The 16,483-nt window shown below is 73.1% G+C and carries 12 protein-coding genes; 4 read left to right on the forward strand and 8 right to left on the reverse strand.

What is annotated here, in order from left to right:
• Window positions 1–34 precede the first annotated feature (34 nt).
• Together AB0J72_RS14295 and AB0J72_RS14300 are read right to left on the reverse strand one after the other, a co-directional pair.
• A complete protein-coding gene (locus AB0J72_RS14295) occupies window positions 35–2,806 on the reverse strand; it encodes an AAA family ATPase (RefSeq protein ID WP_363398636.1) in 2,772 nt (923 codons plus the stop codon).
• A gap of 58 nt (window positions 2,807–2,864) precedes the next feature.
• On the reverse strand, window positions 2,865–3,083 hold the full coding sequence (locus AB0J72_RS14300; RefSeq protein ID WP_363398638.1) for a ferredoxin: 219 nt from the start codon (window positions 3,081–3,083) through the stop codon (window positions 2,865–2,867).
• A 157-nt stretch (window positions 3,084–3,240) separates the two neighbouring features.
• On the opposite strand from AB0J72_RS14300, the gene AB0J72_RS14305 reads away from it, so the two are divergent.
• Window positions 3,241–4,632 carry a condensation domain-containing protein gene (locus AB0J72_RS14305; RefSeq protein ID WP_363398640.1) on the forward strand — a complete coding sequence of 464 codons (1,392 nt, stop codon included), beginning with the start codon at window positions 3,241–3,243 and terminating at the stop codon, window positions 4,630–4,632.
• Between the two features lie 97 nt (window positions 4,633–4,729).
• On the opposite strand, the gene AB0J72_RS14310 is transcribed toward AB0J72_RS14305, so the two are convergent.
• Window positions 4,730–5,137, reverse strand: coding sequence for an HPF/RaiA family ribosome-associated protein (locus AB0J72_RS14310; RefSeq protein ID WP_363398642.1), 408 nt, complete (start codon window positions 5,135–5,137; stop codon window positions 4,730–4,732).
• Window positions 5,138–5,301: 164 nt separating this feature from the next.
• Here AB0J72_RS14310 and AB0J72_RS14315 point away from each other — a divergent pair, with 164 nt between their 5' ends.
• A complete protein-coding gene (locus AB0J72_RS14315) occupies window positions 5,302–6,318 on the forward strand; it encodes a hypothetical protein (RefSeq protein ID WP_363398644.1) in 1,017 nt (338 codons plus the stop codon).
• Here AB0J72_RS14315 and AB0J72_RS14320 read toward each other — a convergent pair.
• The gene (locus AB0J72_RS14320) at window positions 6,307–7,185 is read right to left on the reverse strand and encodes a LysR family transcriptional regulator (protein ID WP_363398646.1); all 879 of its coding nucleotides are present in this window, start codon (window positions 7,183–7,185) and stop codon (window positions 6,307–6,309) included. The genes AB0J72_RS14315 and AB0J72_RS14320 overlap by 12 nt on opposite strands.
• A gap of 73 nt (window positions 7,186–7,258) precedes the next feature.
• On the opposite strand from AB0J72_RS14320, the gene AB0J72_RS14325 reads away from it, so the two are divergent.
• A complete protein-coding gene (locus AB0J72_RS14325) occupies window positions 7,259–7,930 on the forward strand; it encodes a cyclase family protein (protein WP_354893340.1) in 672 nt (223 codons plus the stop codon).
• Window positions 7,927–8,193: a hypothetical protein gene (locus tag AB0J72_RS14330; RefSeq protein ID WP_344502540.1), complete on the forward strand. Its 267-nt coding sequence runs from the start codon at window positions 7,927–7,929 to the stop codon at window positions 8,191–8,193. The genes AB0J72_RS14325 and AB0J72_RS14330 overlap by 4 nt, the downstream gene beginning before the upstream one ends.
• Here AB0J72_RS14330 and AB0J72_RS14335 read toward each other — a convergent pair.
• From AB0J72_RS14335 to AB0J72_RS14350, 4 genes are all read right to left on the reverse strand, one after another.
• Window positions 8,162–9,508, reverse strand: coding sequence for a hypothetical protein (locus AB0J72_RS14335; protein ID WP_363398649.1), 1,347 nt, complete (start codon window positions 9,506–9,508; stop codon window positions 8,162–8,164). The two genes, AB0J72_RS14330 and AB0J72_RS14335, sit on opposite strands and share 32 nt — an antisense overlap.
• A gap of 23 nt (window positions 9,509–9,531) precedes the next feature.
• Window positions 9,532–13,065 carry a DNA polymerase III subunit alpha gene (dnaE, locus tag AB0J72_RS14340; RefSeq protein ID WP_363398651.1) on the reverse strand — a complete coding sequence of 1,178 codons (3,534 nt, stop codon included), beginning with the start codon at window positions 13,063–13,065 and terminating at the stop codon, window positions 9,532–9,534.
• 163 nt (window positions 13,066–13,228) lie between these two features.
• The gene (locus tag AB0J72_RS14345) at window positions 13,229–15,229 is read right to left on the reverse strand and encodes a hypothetical protein (protein WP_363398653.1); all 2,001 of its coding nucleotides are present in this window, start codon (window positions 15,227–15,229) and stop codon (window positions 13,229–13,231) included.
• Window positions 15,226–16,347: a VWA domain-containing protein gene (locus tag AB0J72_RS14350; RefSeq protein WP_363398962.1), complete on the reverse strand. Its 1,122-nt coding sequence runs from the start codon at window positions 16,345–16,347 to the stop codon at window positions 15,226–15,228. The genes AB0J72_RS14345 and AB0J72_RS14350 overlap by 4 nt, the downstream gene beginning before the upstream one ends.
• Window positions 16,348–16,483 lie beyond the last annotated feature (136 nt).

Raw genomic sequence — 16,483 nt, forward strand, 5'->3', positions numbered from 1 at the left:
TGAGCACGGTAGGCCGGCACCGCGGCGGCGGGCTTCAGTCGCGGCTAGCGTCAGGCGACTGAACCTGATGGGACAGCGCGGCGGCGAGCTGGCCGCGGGAGGCGACGCCGAGCTTCGGGAAGATGCGGTACAGGTGTGAGCTGACCGTGCGGTGCGACAGGAACAGCCGCTGGCCGATCTCGCGGTTCGACAGGCCCAGCGCGGCCAGCTCGGCGATCTGGGTCTCCTGCGGCGACAGCCGGTCCCGCGGGTGCAGCGTCGGCTGCCACCCGCGCTCGCCGGTCGCCCGCAGCTCCTGGTCGGCCCGCTGCGCCCACGCGCGGGCGCCGACGGCCTCGAACGCGGCCCGCGCCGCGCGCAGCGGCTCGCGGGACTCGACGACCCGCCGCTGCCGGCGCAGCCACGAACCGTAGGCCAGCTCGGCGCGGGCCCGGTGCCAGGGCAGCCGGCGGCTCGCACCGTCCACGGCGAGCTTGAACAGCGTCTCGGCCGACCCGTGATCCGCCAGCACCGCCCTGGCGTACTCCAGGGCGATCGTCGACCCGGTCGCCGGCGACGACCCCGCGATCCGCTCCATCGCGGCCAGCGCCGACCTCGCCTCGGCGAGCCGGCCGGTGTGGACGGCCGCGTCGGCCAGATAGCCCAGCGTCCACACCTGCTGCACCCGCTGGAAGGCCTGATCCCCGGGCTGGAACACGCGCACCAGCTCGCGGTACGCCGGCTCGGGCCGGTTCGCGCCCAGCTCGGCGATCCCGCGGGCCAGCTGCACACCGGCGAGCAGCGACGACGCCGCGTTCGGGGTCCGCAGCGCCGTGTGCTCGGCCTCCGCGAGCAGGACGTGGTGCGTGTCCCAGCCGCGGCCCACGCCGTCGATCAGGGCCACCGCGATGCGGGCGGTCGCGGCCCACAGCGACTGGCCCGTCTCGTCCGCGAGCCGCATCGCCTCGTCCGCCGAGCTCGCCGCGTCGAACGTGCCCAGGTAGATCTCGGCCCACGCCCGGATCGCGAGCGCCTCCGCGAGCAGGCTCATGCGGCCCTGCGCGCGCAGCTCGTGCACGGGGGTGGACAGGAACGTCACGGCCCGGGGGAAGTCACCGGTGCAGAACGCCGCGATGCCCAGCAGGCCCGCCAGGTCGGGGCGGCCGCCGGCGTCCGCGGGCCACCGCGCGAGCTGCTCGATGACCGCCGGCCCCTGCTCGTGCGACTCCGACAGCGCGTGGATGGCCAGCAGCCGCGGGTCGCCGGCGGGCACGTCCGCCTCCCGGGCGGCCTCGACGATCGCGTGCCGGAGCCGCTCCCCCGGGTCGCGCCACCAGACCCGGCGGGCCGCGCCGACCAGCAGCTGCATGGCGAGCTCGACGTCCCCGCCGGCGGTGGCGTGCCGGGCCTCGCCGACGAGGTGCCGCACCTCCGCCGGCTCGCCCGTGGACCCGTCGTGGAAGACACCCTCGAGCCAGATCAGCCGCGACCGGTCCCGGGGCCGCAGCGTCACCCCCGCGACCTGCGCCTTGATCTGCTCGACCTGGTCGAAGCGGCCCAGCTGGTAGCCGAGCTCCGCGGCGCTGAGCAGGCGCGCGGCCTGCGCCTGCGGGTCCGGGCTCAGCGCCGCCGCCCGCTCCAGCCACGCCGCCGCGGACGCGATCGCGCCGCGGCGCTGGGCGTTCCCGGCCGCCTGCTCCAGCTCGGCCGCGATCCGTTCGTCGCGCCCGGACACCGCGGCGGCCCGGTGCCACACCGCCCGGTCCGGCTGCGCGGCCAGCACCCGGGCGAGCGCCTCGTGCGCCTGCTGGCGCGTCGCCGGCGGCATGGCCTGCCGCAGCGCCGAGCCGACCAGGGGGTGGGTGATGCGGTACCGGTCCCCGGCCACCGTCAGCAGCCCGTGCTCGAACGCCGGCCGCGCCGCGACCCGGTCGACCGGCGCGCCGTGCAGGATCCGCGCCGCCGCGAGCACGTCGTTGACGTCGTCGCCGTCGTCGACCGCGGCCACCGTCAGCACCGCGCGCACGGCCGGGCCCAGCTGCTCGGCCCGCGCGGCGAAGGCCCGCTCCAGGCGGGTGGTCATGGGCAGGTCGTCGTCGAGCTCGGCCCACGCGTGCTCCCCCGACTCCAGCGCGGACGCGAACTCGATCAGGGCGAGCGGGTTGCCGCCGGCCTGCCGCAGCACGCGGTCACGCACCGCCGGGGCGAGCCGCGGCGCCCGCGCCTCCAGCAACGCCGCCGCGGCGGCCTCGTCGATGCCGCCGAGCTCCATCCACTCGACCGTGCCGGCGTCGGCGAACGGCAGCGGCCCCGACCGTGACGTACACAGGACGACCACCCGCTCACTGTCGATCCGGCGGGCGACGAAGGCGAGCGCGTCGATCGACGGCCGGTCCATCCAGTGCAGGTCGTCCAGGCACACCAGCACCGGCGTCCGCCGCGCCAGGTCGACGAGCAGCTCCAGCACGGCCAGGAACGCGAAGAACGGGTTCACCTCGGCCGAGTCGCCCATGGCGAAACAGGCGAGCAGGGCGTCGCGCTGCATGGCCGGCAGCCGCTCGGCCCGCGGCAGCAGCGGCCGCAGCACCTGGTGCAGGCTCGCGAACGGCAGATGCGTCTCCGACTGGCTCCCCCGCGCCGCCAGCACCGTGAACCCCCGGGCCCGCGCGTGCCCCACGACCTCCGCCTGCAGCGCGCTCTTGCCCACGCCGGGCTCGCCGAGCAACCCGACCGCGCACCCCCGGACGTCGACCGCGTCCAGATGCCCGGACAGCGCCCGCACTTCATCGTCACGCCCGAGAAGACGCTGACCGGTCGACCTGCTCACGCCGACGAGCATTCGCCTCCGCCGCCCCCGTGTCCAACCGGGCCGGCCCGCACCAACTTCAGATCTCGACGGGTCTGCCAGTGGTGAGGTCGACGACGCTGATCGCCTCCATGGGGCAGGAGGCCATCGCGTCGAGGACGGCCTCGTCGTCGGGGGACACGTCCTGGTTGACCGGGTGGGCCCGGCCTTCGACCTCGTCCAGCTCGAAGCGGTCCGGGGCGATGCCCTGGCAGCTGCCCGAGCCGATGCACGTGTGGTCCACGGTGATCCGCCACATGTTCACCAACCTATCGAACTGCGCCATTGTTTGCCGACCTGAGCCGGGTTGGCAAGATTCGTACGGACGATTGAAAAAGTTCAACACCGGTCGTAGCTTTTAGGCGCTCACCCACGCTCACCCCTGACCCGGTCCGGCCTCGGCGGAAGGTGACCCCATGCCCGCGTACCCCACCAGCGTGCACTTCAACACCGGCCGCGCCGCTGAGGGCCCGCTCATTTGGGCCCAGGTCGCGATCTGGGACGTGCTGCGCTGGCTGCCACCACGCGACTCGACCCTCAACCTGCTCACCCGGTGCCCCGTCCCGCCGCACAACGACCTCGGCGGCGTGCTCGCGGCCCTCCGGGGGCTCGTCGAGCGGCACGACTCGCTGCACACCGTGTACCTCGACACCCCCGAAGGCCCCCGGCAGCGGGTCGTCGGCGAGGGCCACATCCCGCTGCGGGTCCACGACATCGGCGACCGCGGCACCGACGAGGCCGCCGCGGAGCTCGGGGAGGCGCTGCGCGCCCCGTGGTTCGACATCGGCGCCGACCTGCCGCTCCGGGTCGCGATCCTGGTCCGCGACGACGCCCCGGTCACGGTCCTGCTCGCCGCCAGCCACATGGCCGTCGACGGCGGGAGCTTCGCGATCGTCCGCGGCGACCTGCTCAACCTGCTGCAGGACCCGCCGGTCGCCGTCGAGCCGGGCCAGCAGCCGTTGCAGCGCGTCGAGTACGAGACGTCCGCCGTCGGCCTGCGCAGGGAGGCGAAGGCGCTCGCCTACTGGGCGAAACACCTCACCGGCGTCCCCACCCGCATGATCGAGAGCGTCCGCGACGGCCGGCCGCCCAACCTCGACTGGGGGCTGATCCAGTCCCCCGCCCTGGCGCTCGCCGCGAACGGGCTCGCCGCCCGGGCCGGCGTCCCACCGGCGACGGTGCTGCTGGCCGGGACGGCGCTGCAGCTCGCGGCGTACACCGGCGAGACCGAGGCCCTGCTCCGCATGATCGTGGCGACCCGCTTCCGGCCGGCGAGCCGCGCGCTGGTCGGCGCCTTCAACCAGAACGCGCTCTTCCGGCTCGACTTCACCGGCCGCCCCGCCGAGACCGTCGGCGACCTGCTGCACCGCGCCTCGGACGCCGCGCTCCTGGCGTACGCCCACTGCGAGTACGACCCGCGCCGGCTCGAGGCGCTGTTCGCCGAGATCGCCGCCCGCAGCGGGATCACCCCCGACGGCTACTGCTTCTTCAACGACACCCGCTTCGTCGCGCCGGACCAGCCCCCGCCGGCGCCGCCGGCCGACCTCGCCGACGCGATCCACGCGGCGCTGCCGGCGACGAAGCTGCGCGCCCCCGTCATCGACCGCCTGCCCAAGGGCGCCAACTTCTTCATGTTCCTCACCGACCTGAGCGACACCGCCGAGCTGATGCTGTGCGCCGAGCACGGGTTCCTCGGCGAGCGCGGCCCCCTCGGCTTCCTCGACGGCCTGGAGCGCCTCGTCGTGAAGGCCGCGCTCGACGAGGACGTCACGACCGGCACGCTGTACCGCGACGCCGCCTGCCCGTGACGGCCCCGCACCACCGTGCTCAAGCCCGCGACGCGACGATGACGGCGGCGGCCCGGTCACCGGAACGCCGGTGGCCGGGCCGCGAGACACCGCGCGCTCAGGTGCTGGGGCGCGGGATCAGCTCGGGGGAGATGACGTCAGCGATCGTGCTCTCGCGGAGGTGACGGTTGTGGCGCGGCACCTGCCGGGTCTTGGCGTCTGCCAGGCGCCGGCGCAGGTCGTCGCGGACCTCCAGGATGGCGGCGTGCAGGTCCTCCTCCGTCGATGTGGTCACCGCCTTCGGGTGGCCGGGGGTCCAGCACTCCAGGGTGACCTTCTGGCCGCGGGCGTTGCGGTCCTTCACCGACACCTCGATCTCCGTCGCGTCGACCGGGAACGCGGCCAGTTGGGTGTCGAGCGTGGCGAACTGCTCGGCGATCCAGACCCTGTCGCCCTGGGAGAAGCCGGCGCCGACGCGCAGGCAGTCCTCGACGGTGGCCGGCGTGCTCGTAGCACTTCTCGACATGTCCGAGACCCCTTCCGTTGCTTGCCTTGACTTTGACCGCTTACCCCTCAATGACCCGGTTCATGTCCCCCAATCCTTCCTAGGAGGCTAGCCCACCACCCTTGGCGATGATTCCGGCCCGAATCCGTCAGCTCACCCGGTCGGCGGCCGATGGAGGGGACAGTATGTCCAGACCTCCGTGGATCGTCGCCGTCGTGACAGCGCTCGCGATCCTGCTCACCCCGGCCGTGGTGCTCGGCACGGCCTCGCTCGCGAACGCCGGCGAGGGGGGCGACCCTGCCCTGATGCAGAAGCTCGACGAGGCGAACCGCGCGTACATCGACGCGCAGAACGCCCTGACCGCGTCCCTGCAACGGCAGCAGGCCCTCGAGGAGCAGCAGCGGAAGCTGGAGCCGGAGTACGCGAAGCTGCGCGACGAGACCCAGACGATGACGGTCGCCGCGTACCAGAACGGCGGCGGGCTGCGCAGCGCGGCGACGCTGCTGGACAGCCGGACGCCGGGGGTCTTCGCCGACCGGGTGAGCACCCTGGAGGTCATCGCCCGGCGCAACGCCGCCCGGCTCACCCGGCTGACGGCGATGCGGACCGAGCTGACCAGGACGAAGGCGACGATCGACGCCGAGGTCGGCACGCAGCAGGCGAGCACGGCGGTGATGGCGAAGCAGAAGGCCGACCTGGAGGAGGCGCTCGCCCGGTCGATGGCCGCCGTCGACGTGTCCACCACGTGGAGCGGCAAGACCACGACCAAGGTGGCCGAGCCCGCGCCGCGCCTGGCCGACGGCTCCTGGGCGGCGCAGTCGTGCGGCACCGACGACCCGACGACCGGCGGCTGCCTCACGCCGCGGACCCTGCACGCGCTGCAGGAGGTGCGCAGGGCCGGGTTCATGCGCTTCGTGTCGTGCTGGCGGGCACCGGGCGAGCCCTACGAGCACCCGAAGGGCCGGGCCTGCGACTTCGCCGCCGACGTGAAGGGCTTCGGCGGGGTGGCGGCGGGCGCTTCGAAGGAGTACGGCACGCAGCTCGCCGCTTGGCTGATCAAGAACGCGCAGGCGCTGGGCGTGATGTACGTGATCTGGTTCAAGCAGATCTGGACGCCGGCGGGCGGCTGGCACGCCTACAACAGCGGCCAGGGCGACCCGAGCAGCGACCACACCAACCACGTGCACATGTCAATCTACTAGCACCGACAGCAGCGCCGTCACCGCCGGCAGCGCCGCCCTGCCCGCCGTGACCAGCGCGTCCAGCCGCCGGGCGCCCGCGACGGGCAGGTCGGTCACCCGTACACCCGCCGCCAGCGCGTCACGAAGCGCCAGGTCCGGCGCGATGGTGGCGCCGTGCCCCGCGGCGACGAGCGCGAGCACGACCGGGTAGTCGACGCACGCGTGCACCCGCCGCGGGGTGAAGCCGCGCTCGCGGCCGAGCCGGTCCAGGACCTGCCCGGTCGTCGACGTCGGCGGGCCGGCGATCCACGGCCGGTCGGCGAGGTCGCCGTAGGAGAGCACGGGCGGCCAGCCGGCGGGCACCACGACCCGGTACGGGTCCTCGCCGAGCGGCACCACGCTCACCTGCCGCCGCGACTCCAGGCCCAGCGAGGCGTCGCGCTCGGTGATGGTCACGTCGAGGCCGCCGAGGCGCAGCTCGCGCAGCGCGGGCGGGCCGTCGAGCTCGGTGATCGAGCAGGTCACGTCGGGGTGGTCGCGGGCGAGGCGGGCCATCGCGGGGATCAGCAGGTGCCGGATCACGGTCGCGAACGCGCCGACGCGGACGAGCCCGGCGGCGCGGCCCGACATGGCGACCAGCTCCCGCTCCGCCTCGGCGAGCTCGCGCTCGATCGCCTCGGCGCGGACGGCGAGGACCCGGCCGGCGGCGGTGAGCACGGCGCGCCGCCCGGACCGGTCCACGAGCGGCCGACCGACGGTGTGCTCCAGCTGCGCGAGCTGCTGCGACACCGCCGACGGGGTGACGTGCAGCGCCGCGGCGGCGCCGGCGAGGGTGCCGCGGCGGGCGATCGCGGCGAGCACCGCGAGGCGGCGCGGGTCCAGGTTCATGCAGTCCTGCTTCAGTGCAACTGTAGGAATTCTCGCTCACACGTTAGCTGCGCTGTCTGCCACGATCGCAGGTGTGCGACGCTTCATCGAACTGAGCCACCCCGTCCACGCCGGCCTGGTCACCTATCCGGGCATGCCGGGGCCCGTGATCAGCGACTACCTGTCCCGCGAGGACGCCCGCGGCCGGTACGCGCCCGGGACCGACTTCCAGATCGGCCGCATCGACCTGATCGCCAACACCGGCACCTACCTGGACACGCCCGCGCACCGCTTCGAGGGCCGCGGCGACCTCACCGACGTCCCCCTCGAACGGGTCGCGGACCTGCCCGGCGTCCTCGTCGACGCGACCGGTGTCCGTGCGGTCGACGCGGCGCTGCTGGAGCGGCAGGCCGGCACGTACGGGGACGTCACGGACTGCGCCGTCCTCGTGTGCACCGGCTGGTCGAAGCACTTCGGGAAGCCCGCCTACGGCGACCCGGACGCGCCGTTCCTGACCCGCGACGCCGTCGAGTGGCTGGTGCGCAGGGGCCCGGCGCTCGTCGGCATCGACTCGGTCAACATCGACGACGTCGCCGACCTGACCCGCCCCGCGCACACCGGCCTGCTCGACGCCGGCATCTACGTCGTGGAGCACCTCAACGACCTGGACCGGCTGCCGGTCGACGGGTTCCGGTTCACGGCGGTGCCGCCGCGGATCGCCGGCATGGGCACGTTCACCGTCCGCGCCTACGCGGTGCTGTCGTGATCGCCCTGATCGGCTGGGCGGGCGCGGCGGGGCTGCTCGCCGCGTACGCCCTCGTCTCCACGAAACGGATCACCGGCGACGGCGCCGTGTTCCAGGGCCTCAACATCACCGGCGGCGCGGCGCTCGCCCTCAACTCGGCCGTCAACGGCGCGTGGCCGTCCGCGGTGCTCAACGTCGTGTGGGTGGCGATCGGCGCGGTCGCGATCTTCCGGCTGGCGCGGCGCCGCGCCGTCAGAGCCGCCCCGAGTACCAGGGCGTCCTGACCCGGTAGAAGACGAACCGTCCCGGCGCCGCCGCGCAGGCCAGGTACATGTGGCTCCAGGTGCACGTGTCGACCGGCACGTCCAGGGCGCCGAGGTCACGGGTCGCGCCGTTGTCGGCCTGCACGCCGAGCCAGGTGTACGGGCCGGCCGGCACGTCGACCGGCAGCAGCAGGTAGCTGCCGTCGTCGAGGCGGGCGGCGCGCCGGCCGGGCCAGCGCCGCACGACCTCCCCCGCGTCGTCGAGCAGCACCGCGCCGCCGGCGTCGCGGAGCATCAGCCGCTCGCCGACGGGCAGCAGGGTGCGGGGCGCGTCGACGTCGACGCGGAACGCGACCTCGCCGGTGCGGATGTCCAGCGCGGTCACCCGGTGCTCCTCGACCGCGCAGACCCGCCGCTCCCCGCAGGCGGCGAGCGACCGCACCCGCACCTGCGGGTCCGGTGACGTCCACGTCCACTGCACCTTGTCGAGCTTCAACCGGTCGCGGGCCTGGATCCGGTACCCGGGGCCGGACCCGGCGACGAAGACCTGCTCCTCGTACGGGTACACGAGGTCGTCGGGGGCGGCGACGGCCGGCGCGGTGTCGTCCGGCTTGCCGCTGGACAGGCTGATCACCTCGATGCCGCCGCCGGCGACGGCACGGACCAGGTGCGGGTCGACGGTCAGTGGCTCGTCGAGGGCGGCGCCGTCCGGCGACGTCGGGACCTGCTGGTGGCTCCAGTTGTCGGTCAGCCAGAAGCTGCCGGCGCCACCCGGCTGGTCGAGGGTCGCGATCTCCTTCTGCGTGCCGACGTCGGTGACGACGAGCTTGTGGTCGGCGCCGCGGTACCGCACGAAGTACTTGCCGACGAGCTCCCAGCGGTCCCCGGCGACGACGTCGAACCTGATGAACGGCACCCCGTTGTTCGCGTTGAGCAGGGTGATCGTGCGGTGTCCGGCGGTGTCCGGGGCGCCGGTGACGATCACGGAGCCGCGGGCGAAGCTGAACGACTCGACGGCGGTGAGGGCCGAGTTGGTCCAGATCGGGGGCTCGCCGGGCTTGTCGACGTCGACCGCGCGCAGGTGGAAGCGCCCCTCGCCGGCCTGGTAGCCGACGAACGCCCGGCCGCTGTCCAGGAACGCGCGCAGGCCGGGCCCCTCGACGGCGCCGGGGAAGGCGGCCTCGCCGGTGCGGGTCAGCCGGTCGAACGCATACGGCCGCTGGTTGAGCCGGTAGACGAACGCACCGGCGAGCACGGCTGCGACGAGGACCGCGACGACCGCGGCGGACCAGCGGGCGCGCCGCGAGAGCCACAGCGACCGACGCGGCGTCTGCACCCGCCGACCCTATCGCGACCGTTCTACGAGAAGCTGTTGGGGCCGAGCAGCGCTTTCAGGTCGCCCTTCAGGGCGGTGGTCGGCTCGACCCGGTACGGGCCGAGGCGCAGCAGGGTGATCCGCGAGCCGTGGCTGAGCTTCACGTGCACCTCGGCCTTGCCCGGGTGGTTGAGCAGGATCTCCTTGAGCCGGTCGACCAGCGGCGGCGTGCACCGGTTCGCCGGCAGCGACAGCACCACCGGCCGGTTCTCGTCCGCTGTGGTGACGTCGGGCATCGACAGGTCCATCGCCATGAGCCGCGGCGTCTCGTCCCGCCGGTCGACGCGGCCCTTGACCACGACGATCGCGTCCTCGGCGATGTACTGGCCGACGAGCTCGTACGTGTTGGGGAAGAACAGCGCCTCGACGGCGCCGCCGAGGTCCTCCAGGCTCGCCGACGCCCACGGCTTGCCCTGCTTGGTGATGCGCCGCTGCACGCCGGTCAGCATCCCGGCGAGGGTGATGACGGCGCCGTCCGGCACCGAGCCCTCCTCCGACAGGCTGCTGATCGCCGTGTCGGCGGCCTTGGCGAGCACCGACTCGAGGCCGAACAGGGGGTGGTCGGACACGTACAGGCCGAGCATCTCCCGCTCGAACGTGAGCAGCTCCCGCTTGTCCCACTCGATCTGCGGGATGGCCGCGGTCATGGCGGGGGCGCCGCCGCCGGTGTCGTCGCTGCCGAACGCGTCGCCGAAGAGGTCGAACTGGCCGATCGCCTCGTTCTTCTTGATGTCGGCGTACGCGTCGATCGCGTCGGCGTGGATCGCCAGGAGCCCGCGGCGCGGGTGGTCCATCGAGTCGAACGCGCCGGCCTTGATCAGCGACTCGATCGTCTTCTTGTTGCAGGCGACGGCGTCGACCTTCGACAGGAAGTCGTGGAAGTCCTTGTACGGCGCGGCCTGCCGGCACCGCACGATCGCGTCGACGACGTTGTGGCCGACGTTGCGCACGGCGGCGAGGCCGAAGCGGATGTCCTTGCCGACCGGCGTGAACGGGCCCGCGGACGTGTTGACGTCCGGCGGCAGCACGTCGATGCCCATCCGCCGGCACTCCGACAGGTACAGGGCCATCTTGTCCTTGTCGTCGCCGACGCTGGTCAGCAGCCCGGCCATGTACTCCGCCGGGTAGTTCGCCTTGAGGTACGCCGTCCAGTACGAGACGAGCCCGTAGCCGGCCGTGTGCGCCTTGTTGAACGCGTAGTCGGCGAACGGGACGAGCACGTCCCACAGCTTCTTGATCGCGTCGGCGCTGTAGCCGTTGGCCTTCATGCCGTCGCTGAACGGCACGAACTCCTTCTCCAGGACCTCTTTCTTCTTCTTGCCCATGGCCCGGCGCAGCAGGTCGGCCTGGCCGAGGGTGTAGCCGGCGAGCTTCTGCGCGGCGCGCTGCACCTGCTCCTGGTAGACGATCAGCCCGTACGTGGGGCCCAGGATCTCCTGGAGCGGCTCCTCCAGCTCCGGGTGGATCGGCGTCATCTCCTGCTGCCCGTTCTTGCGCAGCGCGTAGTTGGTGTGCGAGTTCGCACCCATCGGGCCCGGACGGTACAGCGCCAGGACCGCGGAGATGTCCTCGAAGTTGTCGGGCTTCATCAGCCGCAGCAGCGAGCGCATCGGCCCGCCGTCGAGCTGGAACACGCCGAGGGTGTCGCCGCGGGCGAGCAGCTCGTAGGCGGGCTTGTCGTCCAGCGGCAGGCCGAGCAGGTCGAGCTTGATGCCGTGGTTGCGCTCGATGTTCTTGACCGCGTCGTCGATGATCGTCAGGTTGCGCAGGCCGAGGAAGTCCATCTTCAGCAGCCCGAGCGTCTCGCACGTCGGGTAGTCGAACTGCGTGATGATCGCGCCGTCGGCGTCGCGGCGCATCAGCGGCACGTGCTCGATCAGCGGCTCGGCGGACATGATGACGCCGGCGGCGTGGACACCCGTCTGGCGGATCAGCCCCTCGATGCCCTTCGCCGTGTCGACGACCTTCTTGACGTCGGGGTCGCTCTCGTACAGCGCGCGGAACTCGACCGCCTCGGAGAAGCGCGGGTGGTTCGGGTCGAAGATGCCGGTGAGCGGGATGTCCTTGCCCATCACGGCGGGCGGCATCGCCTTGGTGATCCGGTCGCCGACCGCGAACGGGTAGCCCAGGACCCGCGCCGAGTCCTTGATGGCGGCCTTGGCCTTGATCGTGCCGAACGTGGCGATCTGCGCGACCCGGTCCTCGCCCCACTTGTCCGTCACGTACCGGATGACGTCGCCGCGCCGGCGCTCGTCGAAGTCGATGTCGATGTCGGGCATCGAGATGCGGTCGGGGTTCAGGAACCGTTCGAAGATCAGGCCGTGCGGCAGCGGGTCGAGGTCGGTGATGCCCATCGCGTACGCCACCAGGCTGCCGGCGGCGGAGCCACGGCCCGGGCCGACGGCGATGCCCTGGTTCTTCGCCCACAGGATGAAGTCGGACACGACGAGGAAGTAGGCCGGGAAGCCCATCTTCACGATCATGTCGGTCTCGTAGTCGGCCTGCCGCTGGTGCTCCTCGTCGATGCCGCCGGGGAACCGGCGCGCCATCCCGCGGGCGACCTCGGCCCGGAAGAACGACTCCTCGGTCTCCCCCTCCGGCACCGGGAAGCGCGGCATCAGGTTGCGCTCCTTGAACATGCCGTCGGTGTCGACCTTCTCGGCCACCAGCAGCGTGTTGCGGCAACCCTGCTGCCACAGGTCGGAGCCGTCGACGGCGCGCATCTCGTCGGCGGACTTCAGGTAGTAGCCCGACCCGCCGAACCGGAACCGGTTCGGGTCGTTGATGTTGGCCGCCGTCTGCACGCACAGCAGCACGTCGTGCGCCTCGGCCTGGGCCTGGTGCGTGTAGTGCGAGTCGTTGGTGACGACCGGCGGGATGTCGAGCCGCTTGCTGATCTCGGTCAGGCCCTCGCGGACCCGCCGCTCGATGTCGAGGCCGTGGTCCATGACCTCGAGGAAGTAGTTGTCCTTGCCGAAGATCTCCTGGTACTTCGCGGCGGCCTTCAGCGCCTCGTCGAACTGGTCGAGCCGCAGCCGCGTCTGGACCTCGCCGGACGGGCAGCCGGTCGTGGCCATCAGGCCCTCGGCATGCTCGGCGATGATCTCCATGTCCATCCGGGGCCACTTCACGAAGTGCCCCTCGATCGACGCCCGCGAGTTGAGCCGGAACAGGTTGTGCAGGCCGGTCCTGTTCTTCGCCCAGATGGTCTTGTGCGTGTACCCGCCGGAGCCGGACACGTCGTCGTCCTTCTGGTCGGGGCGGCCCCACTTGACGCGCTGCTTGTGCAGCCGCGACTCGGGCGCGACGTAGGCCTCGACACCGAGGATCGGGGTGACTCCGGCGGCGGTCGCCTGCTTGTAGAAGTCGTACGCGCCGTGCATGTTGCCGTGGTCGGTGATCGCGACGGCGGGCATGCCGAGACGGTTCGCCTCCTTGAACATGTCCTTCAGTCGCGCCGCTCCGTCGAGCATGGAGTACTCGGTGTGCACATGGAGATGCACGAACGAGTCGGCCATGCTGCGCCCCCCTGTTCAGCTGTCCTTCACTTCCGGCGCGTCAGCCTAGCCACGGTTCATGATCGACACGCCGTCGGGCGGATGTGATCCCTCTTGCGGCCCAGAATCGGCACACGCAGACCGGACAAAACCGCCGGCGCCTCGACGGTCCGTCACGGCCGGGTCACTGCAGCTCGGCGGTGACCAGCAGCCGCACGTACGCGTCGACCCAGAGGCGCACGGTCGCGTCGTCCGGGTCGGGTCCCAGCCCTTCCCGCAGGGCGCCGACCGAGGCGGCCGCGCGGCGCAGCCCGACCCGCAGCAACGTCTGCTCCGCGTCGCGCAGCCGGCCGGCGAACGTCGGCGGCAGCATCCGCAGGCCCCGGTGGGGCACCTCGGCGAGCAGCTCCGCCGCCGCGCCGACCGCGTGCCGGAGCGGGTCCTCGTCGAGCACCGGCCCGCCGTCGACCCGGAACCCGCCCGCCGGCGCCAGGTCGGGGACCACGACGGCGTCGGCACCGACCGCGAACCCGAGCGGCTCGACGGTGATCACGCCGCGGGTCCTGCCGACGGTGCCGGCGACGGCCCGGACCGGGCCCCGCAGCGCCGCGGCGATCGCGTCGAGGGCGCCGGGCGCGGCGGCGGTGTGGGTCGCGGTGATCGTCGCCACCCCGCCGGCCGGGGCCGCGACGACGGCGTCGAGCCGCTGGGCGCCCGGGGAGTAGTGCACGGACCGGACCTCCGCGACCTCCACGACGCGCACCAGCTCCGCCTCGACCCTGGGCCGCACGACCCGCGGCGGGAGCCCGTCGAGGTGCGCGGCGAGCTCCCGCAGGTCCCGCACGACGAGCGCGTCCGGCAGGGCCGTCCACATGCCCTGCGACGGGGTGACGGTGGTCTTCGCGACGCGGCTGGTGGCGAGGCGCACGGTGCGGCTGGCGCTGCGGATCGCCGACTCGGTCACCACGGTGCCGCCGGCGAGCTGGGCGGCGGTGGCTCCGGCGACCCGGCCGCCTTCCCGGTACGGGCGGCGCAGCACCAGCACGGTGGCGCTGTCCGCGTGGGCGAAGTAGATCTCGACCTGCGTCTCGTCGCCGACGGTCCTGAGCCGGCAGCCGAGCCCGTCGAGCCGGGCGCGGCGCATCGGGGTCTCCGCCGCCTCCCGGGTGCCGAGGATCCTGGCCCGCAGGCCGGCGCGGTTGGTGACCGCGCGGTGCCTGGCGTGCAGCTCGGCGACCAGCCCGGCGAGCCGGTCGTGGCTGTAGGAGGTGGCGCGCTGCTCGTACGCCGCGAGCTGCTCCTCGATGTCGCCGACGGCGAGCAGCGGCCAGCGCAGCCCGGCCCGGTCCAGGCGCTGCCGCACCTCGGCGACCGTGGCCGCCAGCCCGGGGCCGACGTGGGTCGCGCCGGTGAGCAGGATCTCGCCGGCGAGGTGTACCGCGGCGTCGAGGGACGCGTCGGTCCCGGTGTCGGCGGTGGCCGGCCCTCCGACGTCGACCTGCACGTCCTGCCCGTCGGTGTTTGCGCCTTTCGCGTCTTTTGTATCGTCGGCCTTCGCGCCGGCTTTTGCGTCTTTTGTATCGGCGGCCTTCGCGCCGGCTTTCGCGTCTTTTGTATCGGCGGCTTTCGCGTCGGCGGCTTGGAACGCCCATACGGCGAGCGCGATGACGTCGTCACGGACCCCGGCGACCGCGTCCGTGTGCACGAACCCGAGATCGCCGGGAACCAGGAAGCGGACCGTCGCCGAGCCGAGCTCCACCCGCGGCGCCGGGTCCGCCGCGGAGGGCCGGTGGACGCGGGCGACGTACCCGGCCCGGTGCGCCCGCCGCGCGGCGTTGAGCTGCCGCGCCCCGATCCGCGCCTCGAGCTGCTCGTCGGTGAACACCCCCGGCGACCATCGCGTGACGTCTTCGGTTGTCTCGTTGCCGCTCTGGTACGCGATGACGAGGCCCACGACGTGCCGGCAGATCCCGGTCGCGCCGCAGGTGCAGCTGCCCTTCTCGAGCCCGCCCTGCGGGAGCGCGGTCTCGGGGCCGTCCGGGTAGGTGCCGCGGACCGTGCCGTCGGGGTCCTCACTGATCGCCGGGGGTGCCTGCTCGACCTCCCTCGTCGCGCGCTTGACCAGGCCCCGGTTGGTGAGCGCGGCGAGCGACTCCTGGGTCAGCGCGAGCAGGTCCGCTCTCATCGGGCCACCTGCTCCGCGACGTACGCCGCCAGCTCGCCCGGGGTCATGGCGCCGACGGAGGCGCCGGCGTCGGCGAGGCGGGCGCCCATGTCCCGGTCGAACGCCGGGTCGGCGTCCTCGTCCAGCGCCGCCAGGCACAGCACCTTCGTCCCCTGGGCCGCGACGTCCCTGACGAGACGGACGAGCCGCTCGCCGCCGCTGGGCCCCTCGTACAGGTCGCTGATCACGACCAGGATCGCCCGGCGCGGCTGCTCGATCAGCCCGGCGCCGTAGTCGACCGCCCGCGCGATGTCGGTGCCGCCGCCGAGCTGGACCTTCATCAGCAGCTCCACCGGGTCGTCGACGTCCGCGGTCAGGTCCACCACCGCCGTGTCGAACGCGACGAGGTGCGTCTTCACGCCCGGCAGCCCCCACAGGCACGCCGCGGTGACGGCCGAGTGGATGACGCTGCCCGTCATCGACCCCGACTGGTCGACGAGCAGGATCACCTGCCACCGGTCCAGGTGCCGGCGGGTCCGCGCGATGAAATACGCGGACTCGACGTACACCTTCCGCTCCTGCGGCCGGTACCGCCCGAGGTTCGCCCTCAGGGTGCGCTTCACGTCGAAGTTCCTGGCGACCTTGAACCGGCTCGCGCTGCGGGACCGCGCCCCGGAGAACGCGTGCCGCACCTGCGTCGCGAGCTTCTCCACCAGCTGCCGCACGACCTTGTCGACGATCCTGCGCGCCAGCACCAGCACGTCGGGGTTCATCAGGTGCTTGGTGCGCAGGACGGCTCGCAGCAGCGTCGGGTTGGGCTCGACCCGGGCGAGGACCGCGGGGTCGGTGACGACGTCGTGGATCTCGTACCGCTCCACGGCGTCGCGCTGCAGCCGCTCGATCGTCTCCTTCGGGAACAGCGCCGTGATGTCGTCGAGCCAGTCGACCGTGGTGACCACCGACTCGCCGTCGCCGCCGTGCCGCGTCTGCGGGCGCCGGATGCCTCGCCGTCCGAGGTCGTCGTCGCGTCCGTACAGCCAGTCGAGGGCCGCGTCGCGCCTCAGCCCTTCGTCGCTGAGCTGCTCGCCGTTCAGCACCGACTGGCCGGCCTCGCCGAGCACCAGCCGCCACCGCTCCAGCTCCCTCGCCGCGCGCTCCCGGTCGACGCCGTCCTGCGCCGCGCTGTCCTGCGCCGCACTGTCCTGTACGGCACGGTCCTGGCCGGCGCTGTCCTGCGCCGCGCTGTCCTGCACGGCACGGTCCTGGCCGGCGCTG

The organism is Dactylosporangium sp. NPDC049742, from assembly GCF_040674675.1.
In the GTDB taxonomy this organism is placed as follows: domain Bacteria; phylum Actinomycetota; class Actinomycetes; order Mycobacteriales; family Micromonosporaceae; genus Dactylosporangium; species Dactylosporangium maewongense.